General features: G+C 51.1%; 10 protein-coding genes and 1 pseudogene. 3 read left to right on the plus strand and 8 right to left on the minus strand.

The features are described 5' to 3' along the window. The first annotated feature begins 52 nt into the window (after positions 1 to 52). The gene (locus G9F50_RS20605) at positions 53 to 1,132 is read left to right on the plus strand and encodes a sensor histidine kinase (RefSeq protein WP_258395817.1); all 1,080 of its coding nucleotides are present in this window, start codon (positions 53 to 55) and stop codon (positions 1,130 to 1,132) included. 154 nt (positions 1,133 to 1,286) lie between these two features. Here G9F50_RS20605 and G9F50_RS14460 read toward each other — a convergent pair whose 3' ends face one another. The 6 genes from G9F50_RS14460 to G9F50_RS14485 all read right to left on the minus strand — a co-directional run bounded on the left by G9F50_RS14460 (position 1,287) and on the right by G9F50_RS14485 (position 13,925). Then, entirely contained in the window at positions 1,287 to 3,431 is a 2,145-nt protein-coding gene (locus tag G9F50_RS14460; RefSeq protein ID WP_060562221.1) for an exosporium glycoprotein BclB-related protein, read from the minus strand. 178 nt (positions 3,432 to 3,609) lie between these two features. Beyond that, positions 3,610 to 9,669, minus strand: a complete 6,060-nt coding sequence (locus G9F50_RS20880; RefSeq protein ID WP_221413079.1) for an NTTRR-F1 domain — start codon at positions 9,667 to 9,669, stop codon at positions 3,610 to 3,612. Positions 9,670 to 9,783: 114 nt separating this feature from the next. Continuing rightward, positions 9,784 to 10,482, minus strand: coding sequence for a hypothetical protein (locus G9F50_RS14470; RefSeq protein WP_025284405.1), 699 nt, complete (start codon positions 10,480 to 10,482; stop codon positions 9,784 to 9,786). A gap of 105 nt (positions 10,483 to 10,587) precedes the next feature. After that, positions 10,588 to 12,024 (minus strand): anion permease, encoded by a 1,437-nt coding sequence (locus tag G9F50_RS14475; RefSeq protein WP_007408966.1) that lies wholly within the window; start codon positions 12,022 to 12,024, stop codon positions 10,588 to 10,590. Between the two features lie 124 nt (positions 12,025 to 12,148). Continuing rightward, positions 12,149 to 13,414, minus strand: coding sequence for a pectate lyase (locus G9F50_RS14480; RefSeq protein ID WP_165406579.1), 1,266 nt, complete (start codon positions 13,412 to 13,414; stop codon positions 12,149 to 12,151). 163 nt (positions 13,415 to 13,577) lie between these two features. After that, positions 13,578 to 13,925: a YflT domain-containing protein gene (locus G9F50_RS14485; protein ID WP_003155650.1), complete on the minus strand. Its 348-nt coding sequence runs from the start codon at positions 13,923 to 13,925 to the stop codon at positions 13,578 to 13,580. A gap of 190 nt (positions 13,926 to 14,115) precedes the next feature. On the opposite strand from G9F50_RS14485, the gene G9F50_RS14490 reads away from it, so the two are divergent. Both G9F50_RS14490 and G9F50_RS14495 read left to right on the plus strand, forming a co-directional pair. Next, positions 14,116 to 14,466 carry a DUF3212 family protein gene (locus G9F50_RS14490; protein ID WP_007610002.1) on the plus strand — a complete coding sequence of 117 codons (351 nt, stop codon included), beginning with the start codon at positions 14,116 to 14,118 and terminating at the stop codon, positions 14,464 to 14,466. Between the two features lie 128 nt (positions 14,467 to 14,594). After that, positions 14,595 to 15,614, plus strand: a complete 1,020-nt coding sequence (locus G9F50_RS14495; protein WP_015239367.1) for an NADP-dependent oxidoreductase — start codon at positions 14,595 to 14,597, stop codon at positions 15,612 to 15,614. A gap of 52 nt (positions 15,615 to 15,666) precedes the next feature. On the opposite strand, the pseudogene G9F50_RS14500 reads toward G9F50_RS14495, so the two are convergent. Both G9F50_RS14500 and G9F50_RS14505 read right to left on the minus strand, forming a co-directional pair. Further along, positions 15,667 to 16,112: pseudogene (locus G9F50_RS14500) on the minus strand (GNAT family N-acetyltransferase). A gap of 73 nt (positions 16,113 to 16,185) precedes the next feature. Then, a complete protein-coding gene (locus G9F50_RS14505; RefSeq protein WP_060562219.1) occupies positions 16,186 to 17,316 on the minus strand; it encodes a DEAD/DEAH box helicase in 1,131 nt (376 codons plus the stop codon). Positions 17,317 to 17,410 lie beyond the last annotated feature (94 nt).

Below are 17,410 nucleotides of genomic sequence, written 5' to 3' on the forward strand. Positions count from 1 at the left end.
TTCTTTACCGGAAGCAAAGACCGAACCTCCTGAATCACAGCCCGGACAGAGAATGTCGGATATTTCGCTGGTCACGCCTTATCACTCAGAAAAAATCGATGCTCCGACGATTCTGATCGTCGACGATAACATCGAGAGTTTGAAAATTTTAACTGATATGCTGGAAGGTGTTCCTTATAACGTAATCGCAGTAAAAAGCGGAAAAGAGGCGCTTCAAGCTGTCTCTTCCTCGAGGCTTGACCTGGTCATATTAGACTTGATGATGCCCGACATGACGGGTTTTGAAGTCTGCACAAACATCCGCGAAAGATTCAGCATGGTCGATCTGCCGGTTCTTATCGTTACGGCAGCCATTATCAGCCATGACAAATACAAGGCGTTTCATGCCGGAGCAAACGACATCTTACAAAAGCCTTATCATTACTCTGAATTCACCGCGCGTATTAAAAATTTAATTTTGATGAAGCATACGGCTCACCAAGCCACAAATTTGGAAATGGCATTTCTTCAGTCGCAGATTAAGCCTCATTTTCTTTACAATGTATTAAATACGATCATCGCGCTCAGCCATTTGGATATTGAAAAAGCACGGGAAACGACTGCTGCATTTACAAACTATTTAAGGATGAGTTTTGATTTTCAAAACACTTCGGACATCAGCTCATTCAGAAACGAACTTTCTATCATTACGTCATATCTTTCTATAGAAAAAACACGCTTCGGCAAACGGATTGATATCCTTTTTGATATTGAACAGGGCATTGACTTCCCCCTTCCGCCTTTAATGATACAGCCATTGGTGGAAAACGCCGTTCATCACGGGATCAGTAAGAAAAGAGGCGGCGGACGGATAAAGCTGACAGCGAAAAAACAAGGCGAAAACACGTATTTTATCAAAGTGGAGGATAATGGAACCGGCATCATGCCGGACATACAGAAAGATATTTTGTCTTCTGACGTTAATCGCAGTGTCGGCCTGAAAAATATCAATCGGCGGCTGAAGCATTTTTGCGGAAGTGAATTGACGATCACCAGCACCCCGGATGAGGGCACCGCTGTTTCGATGATGATTCACACTCCCGGCACAACGGATGATTCGAACTCACTAAAGACGTCTTCATTAAGATACTGATTAACTTCAGAAGGCTTGTAAATACTTCTGCCGGCTGTCGGGGAATTCCCGTCAGCCTTTATTTACCCAAAAAGACGTAAAAACAAAAAAGCTTGAAGAAAAAGTGATATCTTCTCCAAGCTTAGATGATCCGCACCAGTCTGGCCGTTTTCACTTAAGAAATCGTAACTCCCGCACTTGCATATCCCGCCACTGTATTAATAAGCGAAAGGCCTGTTGCAGTGGCGGAGAATACCATTAACAGCCGGGTTTGAGGAGTTACCGCAATGTTCAGCCCTGTCGTGATTCCGTTGCTGATGCTGCCGATTGACAATATGCCGGTGAGGGGAGGAGCTAAAGTGACGGATGCTCCGGGGATCGGCGTGAACGTATTGTTCGGCACTGTGGAACTGTATAATTGTGCGGTTATCGTAACAGTCGAGCCGACAAGCGACAATGCTGCGGTTGTACTGAAATAAGCGGCAATTGATGTAATGGTTCCGCTTCTCGGAGCAGAAAAAGCAAAGTTCAGCAGAGTTCCTCCGGCCCCGGTGAGATCAATTGCACCTCCCCCTCCGACATTGACGCCCGTTACAGAATTGCCGAACCCGACAAGGCTCACCGTTCCGATTAATCCGCCGGCAATGGTCGTCACGGCAGTGGGAAGACCTGAAGCATAAGGAATGATCGCGCCTGCTCCGGTGGCTCCCGTTACCCCGGTTGCTCCTGTTGCTCCGGTTACTCCAGTGGCTCCCGTTATCCCAGTTGCTCCGGTTGAGCCGGTGAGCCCGGTTACTCCCGTTACTCCGGTTGCTCCCGTTATCCCAGTTGCTCCCGTTACTCCGGTTGCTCCTGTTAACCCAGTTGCTCCCGTTACTCCGGTGGCTCCTGTTATCCCGGTTGCTCCCGTTATCCCAGTTGCGCCGGTTACTCCGGTGGCGCCGGTTACTCCAGTTGCTCCCGTTACTCCGGTGGCTCCGGTTATTCCTGTTGCTCCAGTATCCCCGGTTACTCCCGTTACCCCGGTCGAGCCTGTTACTCCGGTCGATCCAGTTACCCCGGTGGCACCGGTTATTCCAGTAGCGCCGGTGGCTCCGGTCGAGCCTGTTACTCCGGTTACTCCGGTCGAGCCTGTTACTCCAGTCGCTCCAGTACCTCCGGTTACACCGGTTGCCCCGGTGGCTCCGGTTACTCCAGTATCCCCGGTTACACCGGTAGCACCTGTTACTCCGGTAGCACCTGTTACTCCGGTTACTCCCGTTATTCCGGTCGCTCCAATATCTCCAGTGGCTCCGGTTATCCCTGTGGCTCCGGTTACTCCAGTATCCCCGGTTACACCGGTAGCACCTGTTACTCCGGTAGCACCTGTTACTCCGGTTGCACCTGTTACTCCGGTTGCACCTGTTACTCCAGTGGCTCCCGTTGCCCCAGTTGCACCTGTTACTCCGGTCGCTCCCGTTATCCCAGTTGCGCCGGTTACTCCGGTTGTTCCCGTTACCCCAGTTGCACCTGTTACTCCGGTTACCCCGGTTGCTCCAGTTATTCCGGTTACCCCGGTTGCTCCAGTTATTCCGGTGGTGCCGGTTACTCCGGTTGAGCCTGTTACTCCCGTTGCTCCCGTTACTCCGGTTGCTCCTGTTACTCCGGTTACTCCGGTTACTCCGGTTACCCCGGTCGCTCCGGTTACTCCGGTTGTTCCCGTTACCCCAGTTGCGCCGGTTGCTCCGGTAGCTCCCGTTACACCGGTTGCTCCGGTTACTCCCGTTACTCCCGTTACCCCGGTGGCGCCGGTTATTCCAGTCGAGCCTGTTACTCCCGTTGCGCCGGTTAATCCCATTGCTCCCGTTACCCCGGTGGCACCGGTTATTCCAGTCGCGCCGGTGGCGCCGGTCGAGCCCGTTACTCCCGTTGCTCCCGTGGCGCCGGTGGCTCCAGTCGCGCCGGGATCTCCAGTGACGCCGGTTACCCCAGTCGCGCCGGGATTCCCAGTCGAGCCCGTTGCTCCGGTAAACCCCGTTGCTCCAGTGAATCCCGTTGCTCCAGTCAGCCCTGTTGCTCCGGTCAGCCCCGTTGCTCCGGTGCACCCCGTTGCTCCGGTGAATCCTCTTACATGAAAATGATTTGGATGACAGCATGGACACCATCTTTCATGACAGCAAGAGTTTTCGCAACAGAATCCTTCACAGCAATGTGCCCGATTTTGATAACTGCGCCTTTGATTTCTTCTTTTATGTTGAAAATGACAGCAACACTCATTACTATTCCGGCAGTCGTAATCCCAAGAGTCGTATCTGTTATACCAAGTATCTCCTTTTCTCATTACACCACCTCTATTTTCATAATATTTCCATGATAAAAAAAGGTGTGGCAAAACCCCACTTCTATTGGGCAAATTTTTAAATGTTCTTTAAGGCTGCATCATGCAACATTTACAGAAAAAAGACCTAACTGTGCATAAGTCAGGTCTTTCATCTTTAAAATATCAGTCTGCTGTTGTATTAGGTTGTCGGGAAACGAATGCTGTTAAAATCGATATTGAGAGCTGTCGCTGTTGTTATATTATTCGCAGTTGTGAAAATAACTCTCAGCTGGTACGTATTTGTTCCTGCGGTCGGTGCTGTATCCACTGTTGTATCAGCAATCGAAAAACTATCCGTAGCTGCGGTAGTACTAGTTCGCGACAGAGTTCTTGTATGAATTTGTACTGTTCCCCTATATAATCTCACCTCAAAAACAAAGTTTGAATTGGCTGCAGTTGTTAGCGCGACACTGAGTGCATAATCAAGCTTTACATTCTGCAAAGCGTTAACCGGGATTGCCAGCGTAACAATGGGAACTTCTGTATTTAACGGCGGATAAACAGTGAGCGGCCCGTTGGTTCTTGTGAAGAGCAAGGTTGGTGTACTGCCTGTGGCGCCGGTTGGTCCTGTTGCTCCAGTTGGGCCCGTTACTCCTGTTACTCCTGTTGCCCCGGTTACACCAGTCGAGCCGGTTGAGCCTGTTGCTCCAGTCACTCCCGTTGAACCGGTTACTCCGGTTGAGCCTGTTTCTCCAGTTGCTCCAGTTACTCCTGTTGAGCCTGTTGCGCCGGTTGAGCCTGTTAATCCCGTTACACCTGTTGGGCCAGTCACTCCTGTTGCACCAGTTAACCCAGTTCCTCCCGTTGGGCCGGTTGAGCCTGTTAATCCTGTCGCTCCTGTTAATCCAGTTGAGCCGGTTAGGCCCGTTGCGCCTGTCGATCCGGTGGCTCCAGTTACCCCCGTTGACCCTGTTGGGCCGGTTACTCCTGTTACACCCGTTGATCCGGTTATACCAGTTACACCTGTTGGGCCTGTTATGCCGGTTGATCCGGTTGACCCCGTTACCCCGGATGCACCCGTTGCTCCGGTTGATCCTGTTTCTCCGGTCGCACCAGTCACTCCGGTTGTGCCTGTTGGACCGGTTACTCCTGTCGATCCGGTTGATCCTGTCACTCCCGTTGGACCAGTTGGGCCAGTCACACCGGTTAAGCCTGTCGCGCCTGTTATTCCGGTCGATCCCGTTACGCCGGTTACTCCTGTTGACCCTGTTACTCCGGTTGCTCCTGTCGCTCCTGTTATCCCCGTTGCCCCAGTCACTCCAGTTGAGCCCGTTTCTCTGGTTATACCAGTTGGGCCTGTTACTCCGGTTGTGCCGGTTTCTCCCGTGGCACCGATTACTCCGGTTGGACCGATTTCTCCAGTTACCCCTGTTGCACCGGTTGACCCAGTTCCTCCTGTTGGGCCAGTTTCTCCCGTTGCTCCAGTTACTCCAGTTGCACCGGTTGAGCCGGTTACACCAGTTGGGCCTGTTGAACCAGTCGAGCCGGTTGCTCCTGTTGGGCCGGTTGAGCCCGTGGTTCCGGTTATTCCTGTTGCTCCTGTTATTCCTGTCGACCCGGTTACTCCGGTTGGACCCGTTACTCCCCTTGCACCCGTTTCTCCTGTTGAGCCAGTTGCCCCAGTTGAGCCCGTTACCCCAGTTGGGCCGGTTGAGCCGGTTACACCAATTGGACCAGTTTCTCCGGTTGAACCAGTTACACCAGTTACACCAGTTGGACCTGTTACTCCAGTCGATCCGGTTGAGCCCGTGGTTCCGGTTTCTCCTGTTGATCCTGTTGCTCCTGATGGTCCAGTTGATCCGGTTTCTCCTGCTGGGCCGGTTGCCCCAGTCACTCCAGTTGACCCCGTTTCTCCTGTCGATCCGGTTGGGCCTGTTACACCAGTTGGACCCGTTTCTCCCGTTGAGCCAGTTGCTCCTGTTGCACCTGTTACTCCGGTCACTCCAGTTAATCCCGTCGCACCAGTTGATCCGGTTTCTCCTGTCGATCCGGCTACTCCTGTTGGGCCGGTCGCTCCGGTTGCACCTGTTGGGCCAGTTTCTCCCGTTGATCCCATTACTCCTGTTGAGCCCGTTACCCCAGTTGGGCCGGTTTCTCCGGTTGATCCAGTCGGTCCTGTTGCACCAGTCGAGCCGGTTGTTCCCGTTCCCCCGGTTACACCAGTTACCCCAGTCGCTCCTGTCGATCCCGTTTCTCCGGTTGTTCCTGTTACACCTGTTGGGCCGGTTACACCTGTTGTTCCAGTCACTCCCGTTGCTCCGGTTGTTCCTGTAATTCCAGTTGGGCCGGTTTCTCCAGTTAATCCCGTCGCACCAGTTGATCCCGTTTCTCCTGTCGATCCGGTTACTCCGGTTACACCAGTTGAGCCCGTGACCCCAGTCGGGCCAGTAACTCCTGTTGATCCGGTTTCTCCTGTTGACCCGCTTTCTCCAGTTGGACCAGTTACACCACTCGCCCCAGTTGGGCCAGTCACACCAGTTGGGCCTGTTGCTCCTGTTACTCCCGTTGGCCCGGTTGCTCCGGTTATTCCTGTGGCCCCAATCACTCCCGTTGATCCGGTTATTCCTGTCGACCCGGTTACTCCTGTTGGGCCAGTTACTCCTGCTGGGCCGGTTTCTCCCGTTGCCCCAGTTACTCCAGTTGCACCTGTTTCTCCGGTTGAGCCTGTTACTCCTGTTGAGCCCGTGACTCCGGTTGGGCCAGTTGCTCCGGTTGAACCAGTTACACCAGTTGAGCCTGTTACTCCAGTCGCCCCTGTTGCACCGGTTGAGCCGGTTTCTCCAGTTGTTCCTGTTGAACCGGTTTCTCCTGTCGACCCCGTTGCTCCGGTTATTCCTGTTACACCGGTCTCTCCTATTGCGCCGGTTGGGCCGGTTACACCCGTCGATCCTGTTGGGCCAGTTGCTCCTGCAGGGCCGGCTTCTCCGGTTGGACCCGTTACTCCGGTTGAACCGGTTACACCAGTTGCGCCGGTTTCTCCGGTTGCTCCAGTTACCCCCGTTGATCCTGTTGAGCCCGTTGCACCAGTCATTCCGGTTACTCCGGTTCCACCTGTTGCGCCTGTTGAGCCGGTTATTCCAGTTATACCAGTTGATCCCGTTGGACCTGTTTCCCCAGTTACACCTGTTGGGCCGGTTGTGCCGGTTTCTCCAGTTATACCTGTTGCGCCTGTTATTCCTGTCGCCCCAGTTTCCCCTGTTATTCCGGTTGTGCCTGTCACTCCCGTTGGTCCAGTCTCCCCCGTTGGACCGGTCGAGCCTGTTATTCCGGTCGCTCCTGTTGTTCCCGTTCTCCCGGTTACACCCGTGACCCCAGTCGATCCTGTCGATCCCGTTACTCCTGCTGGGCCAGTTACTCCAGTTGGGCCAGTTACTCCAGTTGGACCGGTATCCCCGGTTGAGCCAGTTACTCCGGTTGAGCCAGTTACTCCGGTTGAGCCAGTTGGGCCGGTTTCTCCGGTTGCTCCTGTTGATCCAGTTAGGCCAGTCGAGCCTGTCGCTCCTGTTGTGCCGATCGGGCCAGTAACTCCTGTTACTCCGGTGGCTCCCGTTGCTCCGGTTTCACCTATTGCTCCAGTCACACCAGTTGCTCCGGTTATGCCAGTGGCGCCCGTTGTTCCTGTTGAACCTGTCGATCCCGTTGCTCCGGTTATTCCTGTTGCACCAGTTACACCGGTCGCTCCGGTTTCTCCTGTCAACCCCGTTACTCCGGTTGGACCTGCTGCGCCAGTTATGCCTGTCGCTCCTGTTACTCCCGTTGGGCCTGTTACTCCGGTGAACCCCGTTGGCCCAGTCAGCCCCGTTGCTCCTGTTTCACCTATTGCTCCAGTCACTCCGGTTGAACCTGTTACCCCGGTTGTCCCCGTTACACCAGTCGCTCCTGTATCCCCGGTCGGGCCTGTTATTCCGATCGCTCCTGTTATTCCGGTTGCCCCGATTGGTCCCGTTATACCAGTTGATCCCGTTGCTCCGGTAATTCCTGTTGGGCCTGTCGATCCAGTTGGGCCTGTCGATCCAGTTGGGCCAGTTTCTCCCGTTGCCCCTGTTACTCCCGTTGCACCAGTTGCTCCTGTCGAGCCTGTTACTCCCGTTGCACCAGTTTCTCCGGTTTCTCCTGTTGGACCAGTCTCCCCAGTTGACCCCGTTGCACCAGTTGTTCCAGTTATTCCAGTTATTCCAGTGGCGCCCGTTGATCCGGTTGGTCCCGTTCTCCCGGTTACACCCGTGACCCCAGTCGAACCTGTCGATCCTGTTGGACCGGTTTCTCCCGTTGGGCCTGTTACTCCAGTTGATCCTGTTACTCCAGTTGATCCTGTTGCTCCGGTTATACCTGTTGAGCCAGTTGCGCCTGTCGAGCCGGTTGAACCGGTTTTTCCGGTGGCGCCTGTTGGGCCGGTTGATCCTGTCGCTCCGGTTGAGCCGGTTACACCAGTTGCGCCTGTTTCTCCGGTTGCTCCAGTTACCCCCGTTGCACCAGTTGGACCGGTTGATCCTGTCGCTCCAGTTGAACCGGTTTCTCCTGTTGAGCCAGTAACCCCTGTTGGTCCAGTCACACCGGTTGGGCCCGTCGCGCCTGTTATTCCAGTTAGCCCGGTTACACCAGTTGCGCCTGTTGCTCCGGTTGATCCCGTTATTCCGGTCGCTCCTGTTGCACCGGTTGAGCCAGTTACACCGGTCGCTCCGGTTTCTCCTGTTGAACCAGTTACACCAGTTGGGCCTGTTACTCCCGTTGCACCGGTTGGGCCTGTTGATCCTGTTGGGCCTGTTGATCCCGTTGCGCCGGTTGCACCTGTTACACCAGTCACTCCAGTTGAACCGGTTGAACCAGTTGGTCCTGTCGATCCGGTTGGGCCTGTTGCACCAGTTGAGCCGGTCGTTCCTGTTGAGCCTGTTATTCCGGTTCGGCCGGTTACACCAGTTGAGCCAGTCACTCCCGTTGGACCTGTTTCTCCGGTTGCACCTGTTACACCAGTCACTCCAGTTGAACCGGTTTCTCCTGTTACACCAGTCACTCCAGTTGAACCGGTTTCTCCTGTTACACCCGTTGGACCTGTTCCCCCGGTTGCGCCTGTTTCTCCAGTTAATCCCGTCGCACCAGTTAAGCCGGTTGCGCCTGTCGGTCCGGTTGTTCCCGTTCCCCCGGTTACACCCGTTACCCCAGTCGCTCCTGTCGATCCAGTTGCACCGGTTTCTCCTGTCGCCCCTGTTTCTCCAGTTGGACCCGTTACTCCGGTTGGGCCGGTTGGGCCTGTTGATCCTGTTATCCCCGTTGCCCCAGTCACTCCAGTTGGACCAGTTACACCCGTTAGGCCTGTTGTACCTGTCGCTCCAGTTGAGCCGGTTGCCCCTGTTATTCCGGTTGAGCCTGTCGCGCCAGTTTCTCCGGTTGCTCCTGTTGAACCAGTTGGGCCTGTTGCACCAGTCAAGCCAGTTGTTCCTGTTACTCCAGTCACTCCGGTTGAGCCAGTAGTTCCGGTTGCTCCCGTTGCACCAGTTACTCCGGTCGCTCCTCTTGCTCCAGTCACTCCGGTTGAGCCAGTAGTTCCGGTTGCTCCTCTTGCTCCTGTTACACCAGTCGAGCCGGTAGCTCCAGTTACTCCCGTCGCCCCTGTTACTCCTGTCGGACCAGTCACTCCGGTTTGGCCGGTTACACCCGTTGATCCTGTCGACCCCGTCGCTCCTCTTGCTCCGGTCACTCCTGTAGGGCCCGTCACTCCTGTGGGACCTGTAATTCCCGTTACGCCAGGTTCACCCCCGGTTTGCGCCAATGAAACGTCGTCTATTAAAACCGTGCCGGAAGAAACTTTACTTAATACAATGACGGCAGAGGCCGCGCCAGAAGGCACACTGCTTGTTTTATAGATTTCAGACCATGTGTGAAAGAGCACGTTCGGCAAATTTCCGGGTGTAATATTTTCTTGAATGGAACTGATTTGTTCACCTGCTGCGCTGACATAGATGATCTGGAGAGTTACTTGGGGACTTGGCTCATTTCCGAGCGTTGCGAGTGATACGAATAGAGTCACTGACTTGGCTGAAATTGGAACGATTTGACTGAGGTAAGCATATGGCTGAGCTCCAATAAATTGCGCGGAATATCTCCCTGAATGTGCAAACAAACTGTTAATCTGGGTATTGGCCGAACTCCACCCCGCTAATGTACCGGTTTCAAAGCTCCCGTTTATAATCGGATTATTCATTCAATCTTTTTCCCTCTCCTTCCCGTTGTTGACCGTCTTACTTATTAAGACAGCATATTAATACGGGCTGTGTTTTGACAACCTAAATAAAAAAGGTGATTTCTATTCATCACCTTAGTCCGATCCTTGAATGGGGAATCCCGTCGCAATGAGGGAGCGGTTTGCCGCTGCGACTTGTGTTACGTAATTCGAAGAAAGGACGGATAAATAGAGCTGATACGCGGCTGTTTCATCCGCCTTCATTTCGTCGATGTACGTAAAAGGAATTCCTATGATTTGTCCGCCTGAAGAAAAGAGGTTCCGCTCTTGTCTCTGTGTTTGTATCGATACGCCATTTCTTTGCAGATCGACAGCTAAGACCAATGAGAAATGAGACGCGAGCGGATCTAATTCCACATTTACTTGTATGACGGCATCCGTTTTCACCAATTGATCTGTCGGCGCGGCTATCACTGCGCTTAACACGTTTATCGGTGTTCCTTCTAACGGAATCATCATTTGGTCTGCTGTATTTTGAAAAGCTACCGCAGGAACCGCTCCCGGCGGTCCCTCAGGCCCCGGGGGACCGGGCGGACCCGCCTCCCCTTGCGGACCGCGGGAGCCGGCGGGTCCTCTTTTGCCTTCGGGACCTCGCAGCCCGGGTACGCACAAGGCAGATCGATTTTCATCTGAAGACGGAAACCGTTTTTCCGTCCCTGTTTCCGGCCTTTCATGTTCACATGGTAATTGTTCATACCGGCGTTTCATATGTCTGCTCATATATTTGTAAGGTTTCTGTTTCAATATCATGTATTGATTACGGCCGCTGCTCATATTATCACCCCGGCCATATTCTATTCGCACTGGAGTCATCATGTGCAGGCCCTTCCCCTTCCTTACAGAAATAAAAAAAGGCAGACCTGAGTCTGCCTTTTTCTTCTACCATAACCCTAATACTTTCCACCATAATCCGCCGATCACAAGCCATGTCACAATATGGACGATTGACAGGATAAAGCCGATGGACCACCATTTGCTTTGCGATATATAACCCGCTCCGAAAAAGACCGGAGCCGCTCCCGAGCCGTAATGCGTCGTCGAACCGAAAAGGTTGCTGAAAAACGCCAGGCTGAGCGCCGCCAACAGCGGCGGAGCGCCTGCCGCCACGATGACGGCGAGAAATGCCGCATACATGGCGCTGATATGCGCGGTTGCGCTCGCAAAGAAGTAATGCGTGTAATAATACACGACAATCAGAATCATAAATGCCACAATCCATGAAAAACCGGAAACAGAAGATTTCATCATATTGCTGAACCAAGACACCATGCCGAGCTCATTCAGGAAATTCGCCAGCATCACAAGCGCCGCGAACCAAGTCAGCGTATCCCATGCACCTTGTTCCTTTTTGATGTCCTCCCATGTTAATACCTGTGACAAAAGCAAAACGGATAATCCGATCAGGGCCGTCGTCGTTGCGTCAATATTTAAGCTTCCTCCGAAAATCCACAGCGCAAGCACTAATAAAAAGACGATAACCATGGAGAGTTCGGATTTTTTAAACGGACCCATTTCTTTCAATTTTTCCGTTGCGATTTTAGCCGCATCCGGTGTTTCTTTAATTTCCGGCGGATACAGCTTATAAATGACGAGCGGCGTAATGATTAAGCTCGCCAATCCCGGTACAATGGCCGCGATTGCCCAGCTTGTCCATGTGATGTCCACCCCTGCGACATCGTGGGCCAGCTTGGCGATCAGCGGGTTCGCCGCCATTGCCGTCAAAAACATCGCAGACGTAATCAAGTTTCCTTGAAAACCGGTTTTTAATAAGAAAGCGCCGATTTTCCGCTCTGTTCCGTCTGCCGGCGTTGATCCGAAAGTTTCGGATAATGATCTGATAATAGGAAAAATAATGCCGCCCGCCCGTGCCGTATTGCTCGGAATGGCAGGTGATAAAATTAAATCACTGAAAAGCAGTGAATAAGAAAGGCCGAGTGTTTTCTTCCCGAACCGTTGTACGAATACGTAAGAAATCCTGGCGCCGAGCCCGGTTTTGATAAATCCCCGGGAAATAAAAAAGGCGATGACAATCAGCCAGATTGTCTTGTTTCCAAATCCGCTTAACGTATTTTCAATAGATAGCGTTCCCGTTAACGCGGTGACTGCCAATGCAAAAATTGCAATTGCGCCCATTGGCAAGGGCTTGGAGATAAAGCCGATAATTGTTGCGACAAAAATAGCGAACAAATGCCATGCTTTAGGTTCAAGTCCGGACGGCGCGGGAATAAACCAAATGATTAATCCCACAGCAACAGTAATAAGCAAAGGAATGATTTTTACTGCCTGCTGTTTTTTTGCGTCTTTTTCTGAAGCCATTACAGGTCTCCTCCTATTTTGTTGTCTTCCATCCCCTATCCCATTTTACTACTTAACTAAGTTAATAAACGTTTTTGTTAATTAAAAAACACAAAGGAATATTTTCCTTTGTGCTTCTTGTTTATTATTTTAATATACCCGACCCGGCTTTAGATATAACATCTGATTTTACATTTGATGATGAGCCGATGGAACCGTGCAATGACGGTGTCCAGCCGACGGACTGACTTAATCCGTTGGCGGCTGACGCGTTGATGGAGGCGCCGTTTAAAAGAGTGCCGTCTTCATGAAGCGCTTTTCCGCCGCTGAAGACGCTGATGACTTTATCAGCAGCCAGTCCCGGCACTTCAAAGACATTATTCTGGGCATATATTTTTGACGCGTGGCCCGCGCCCCACGCATAGCTGAACGGGTATGCGGCGCTTTTAGAGCCTGCGTAAAAATTATTATAAATATGAACCTGCCCGTACCGGACCCGCGGTGCGCGCTGGACGATGTTCTGGTAATAGTTATGGTGAAGGGTCACCTTCAGTTTTCCTTCATCCGACGTCTTGCTGTCGCTGTTTCCGATGACGGAGCCTTTATCATGGTCATGATATTTATTATAGGACAATGTAATATAATTCGCCCCGTTGGCTATATCCGTCTGGCCGTCATGGTGCTGATATTTTCTGCCGTAATAGTAGGGAAAACCGCTGTCGGGATTCGATCCGTCATTAAAGGTGCAATGATCGATCCAGATATGCGTCGCGCCGTTAATGGTGATATTGTCATATTCCGAGTTCCAGTTGCCGCTGCTGCCGTCCGTCGGGTCCCATTGCGGAAAATAGTCGTAAGCGTCTTGAAATTCAATGTTGCGGATGATGACATTGTCGACGCCGTTCTTAATATTAAAATTCCCGCCTGTCACTTTGGCATTTGAACCCGAGCCGATGATCGTCGTATTTGAAGGAATGTCAACCACGACCCGTGCCTTCTGGTTTTTTTGCGATCGCTGTCTGGCGTCTTCCTGGGTGCCTGACGGCGCTTTTTTTCCCCATTTGTCCGGGTCGTACGCCTTCAGATAGGCGTTCGGATCATATGCCGGATCTTTATAATCATCAAAGCCGAGCGTTTTATTGCGGTCGTCCGTATTCATATTGATTGTGCCTTGTATGTAAATAATCTTCGGTGTGCTGTTGGCGCTTCCCCCTAATGCAGAAACGAGCTGCTGTCTGTTTGATACGGTGTATACATTCGATGAAGAGGCTTTCGCGCCGCCGGTTGTCCCGCCGGAAGCGGCTCCCCAGCCGTCATTTGTTCCTAACGTCTGCCGTCCCAGATCAGCGGCATAGACGTCCGCAGGGATCATACATAAACAAACCGCCAGCATAAATAACATTTTTTTCATGAATTGTGCTCCTCCTGATTCTTTGTTCCAATTTATTACAATCGAATTGTATCAAATCAGTTGAGAAACAGCACCGAAAATGTACAGAATGTGCCTTTCGGTTTTATTGCGGAAACCGCAAAAAAATCCCAAGGGACCGAAAACCCCTTGGGATCTGTTCAGCTTACGCCCATGATTTTACTTTTTCGTTATCCGTGACAAACAGAAGAACTTTTCCTTCATCTAAGCGCTTTTCAAATTGCGATGCTTCCTCTTCCGAAAAGCCGATTTCGTGAATTTTGTTGCGGAGCTCGTCGCCTTTTTTATTAAACATATTGCCGACCGCGTGTTTAATGCCCGTTTCTTTCGCTCCGATGGTATTGACATCAGTATTATCGGCCAGGCGGTCCGTTCTGTCGTCATCATGAGAAAGCACATATACGTCTTCTTTTGCGACACCCAATTGCTGAAGCTCTTTTACGTCCTGCATCAGTTTTTGATCATTTGTATATTCTCTTACTACCGGTTTCATTGATAAGTCCTCCCTTTTGTTTTGTATATTGGATGTTTACCCGATCAATCAAGGATCAAACAAAAGAAAGAGAGTTCAGTGGGAAAACGGGCAGATTGTCGGTGGATATTTTCTTGCGGGACATGTTACAGTAGAAAAAGCAACTTTTATCTGAAAAATAAAAATCTTCATGAGCCGATTAAGCAGGGAGGTGGTTCCTATTCATTACTTTTCACCGGAACAGCGATTTAACGCTTGGGTTGTCAGTGATTTAGTGAAGCAGGTATTCCGCCGGCATACCCGCTGCCCGGATGGAATAAAAGAGCTTACGGCCTTTGCTGAAGATACTTTTCATATTAATATCGATTTCGTTTTCTCTATCATTATCAATATCGGTGATATCGAATCCGTTCTGCCGAAAGAAATTGAAAATAGGCTGGGTTCTTATCTGACCGCGCTTCAGCCCGTCGTTACCGCTGACATGCTTCATTCTTCAAAAACGAATGCCTATGAATATTTAGAACATGAGAAAAACACCGATGTGTACCGGTTATTCTATTAAATATGCATATAAGGAAAGAAGGGCCCTGGGCCCTTCTTTTTTTATGACCGCTGACGGTTTGATTTTGTAATCGGGAAATGGTTCGTGTTACATTTGGAACAACCACTTATCTTGAAGGAGGATTCAGTATGCCGAATCATCAGCAGCAAATTCAATTGGCAAGACGCCCCAAAGGCGTTCCCGCCCATGACGATTTCCGCTTTGAAACGATTGCCGTGCCCGAACCGAAAGACGGCGAAGTGCTTGTGAAAACGAGTTATGTGTCCGTTGATCCGTACATGCGCGGACGGATGCAGGATACAAAATCATATGTAGAGCCGTTCGCTTTAGATGAAGCCATAACAGGCGGAGTGATTGCCGAGGTTCTGACAGACGGCGATAAGCTGAAAAAAGGAGATGTTGTGATCGGAAATCTCGCGTGGCAGGAATATTCAGCCGTCAATGAGTCCGCCCTCCGCAAGTTGGATACGGATATCGCACCCGCCCAGGCGTATCTCGGCATTTTAGGGATGACCGGACTGACCGCTTACTTCGGGCTGCTCGATATCGGCCGTCCGAAAAAAGGCGAAACCGTCGTCGTTTCAGGTGCGGCGGGCGCCGTCGGCTCAACAGTCGGACAGATTGCCAAAATCAAAGGCGCGCGGGTTGTCGGCATCGCCGGATCTGATGAAAAAATCGCGTATTTGAAAGAGGAGCTTCAATTTGATGAAGCCATTAATTACAAAACGGCGGATGATATTCAAAAAGCGCTGGAACAGGCATGTCCTGACGGCGTCGATGTCTATTTTGACAATGTCGGCGGACCGATTTCAGATGCGGTGATCAACCTGCTGAATGAATTCGCCCGCATTCCGGTATGCGGAGCGATCTCATCGTACAATACCGAAAGTGAAGAAGAAGACATGGGCCCCCGCGTCCAGCCGAAGCTGATCAAAACAAAAGCGCTGATGCAGGGATTCATCGTCAGCGATTATGCTGACCGCTTTTCCGAAGGCGCGAAACAATTGGCCGAATGGCTTAAGGACGGAAAGCTTCATTATGAAGAAACGATTACGGAAGGATTCAGCAATATTCCTGACGCGTTCCTCGGCCTGTTTAAAGGAGAAAACAAAGGCAAACAGATCATCAAAGTCAGTGATCTAAGTTAACATGATGATGAAAAAAGGAGGGCTTTGTCCCCTCCTTTTCTCCTTTTTCGGATCAGCCGCGAAGAATCAAAGTAAGAAAGCCGTCTTCATCAGGCTCCGTATCTTCCAAATTGAATCCGCTGCTTGAAAGCAGACTAAACTGATTTGATTGTCTTTTTCGATGCTTGCCGCCCATTCCCTCACACTGGTAAACCCTGGGTCAGTAAGCAGTTTTTGCAAGATTTGTTTTCCGTACCCTTGAAGCTGGTACAAAGGATTGACGATCAATCCGATATACGCCCGCTCCTCCACAAACTCCATAGAGACCATGCCTGCCGGACACTCCCCGTCATATGCCATAATGACAGTATCGTCTTCATCTTTATTCAATCGTGCATACCACGCGTCTAATGGCAGCATCGCATCCATTCTCCGTCTGATATTATCGTTCTTAAACCAGTGTTCAAGTATTTTCAGCTCATGTTCCTTCAATATTTGAAATCTGTCTATTGAAACCATCTTCCCGCCCCCGCCTGAACCTTTTCTATTATTTCACAACAAAAAAAACGAAGGGCTTCCCGCCCTTCGTTTCTTATTTCTCAGATAATTTTCCGCCTGAATAAACGGCCTCTTTCAGCTCAATTCCGAGTGATTTGGCCATTTTTTTCAATTTGGATTCTTCCATCGGCGTGACAAGGCTGAGTACGGTTCCTTCTTTACCGGCCCGCCCCGTCCGGCCTGATCTGTGAATGTACCCGTCTTCATTCGGGATGTCCGCGTGAATGACGTACGGAAGATCATCGATATCGAGTCCGCGCGCCGCAATGTCAGTGGCCAGAAGCAGCGGAAATTCTCCCCGTTCAAACGCTGATAATATCTTTGCCCGCTCCATTTTTTTCGCTTCTCCATGCAGAATGCCGAGATCCACGTGGTGATAGGCGAGTTTTTCCGCATAGACGCTTAAATTTCCGATATCTCTGACGAACACGAGCGCCTGCATGCCGTTCAGCCGTGACAGCTTTTGTAATAGCTTCACTTTATCCCGCTGATCGCAGACGAGATATTGATGCGTGACGCGCGCTTTTTCCGCCGTATTCCGCTTCACTTTCAAAACGGCCGGTTCGTGTGCGATGGTATTCAGCACCTGTTCTGTTTCCGGCTGCAGCGTAGCGGAAAAGCTTAAAAGCTGTCGGTCTTTCAGCGTCGTTTTAATGATTTTTTTCATCGTTTCGCGGTGTTCCTGTGTCACGAGCTGATCCGCTTCATCAAGAACGATCGTCTTGACTTCATGCATTTTCAGCTTTTTCGCCTGAATCAATTCGAGCACCCTGCCCGGTGTGCCCGCAATGATATGCGGTTTATTTTTGAGCTTTTCCACCTGCTTTTTCACGTTTGCTCCGCCGATCAAAGACAAAGCGCGAAGATCAGAGCCTTTTATCCACTCCTGAATCACTTGAAAAATCTGCATCACAAGTTCGCGGGACGGTGCTAAAATGATCACTTGCGGATGTTTCTGTTCCGGGTTGATCCGGTCCAGAACCGGAAGCGTGTACGCCAATGTTTTTCCCGTTCCCGTCGGGGATTCGGCGATGACGTCTTTCCCTTCCATAATCACCTGAGCGGCTTTTTCCTGAATGACGGTCGGCTCCTGAAAACCTGACGCCTCCCAGTTTTCGGCGATAAATGGTTGTGTATGCTGTAAAAATGGCCATGTTTGGGTCATGTCGTTCTCCTCAATTCTTAAAATCTACTCCATAGTATCTCAAATGCAAGCGCCAAACGCAATTTTCTTTTTCCTTCCAAGCCTTTTAACAAAC

The organism is Bacillus sp. EKM206B (genome assembly GCF_011066015.1).
Classification (GTDB): Bacteria; Bacillota; Bacilli; order Bacillales; family Bacillaceae; genus Bacillus; species Bacillus velezensis.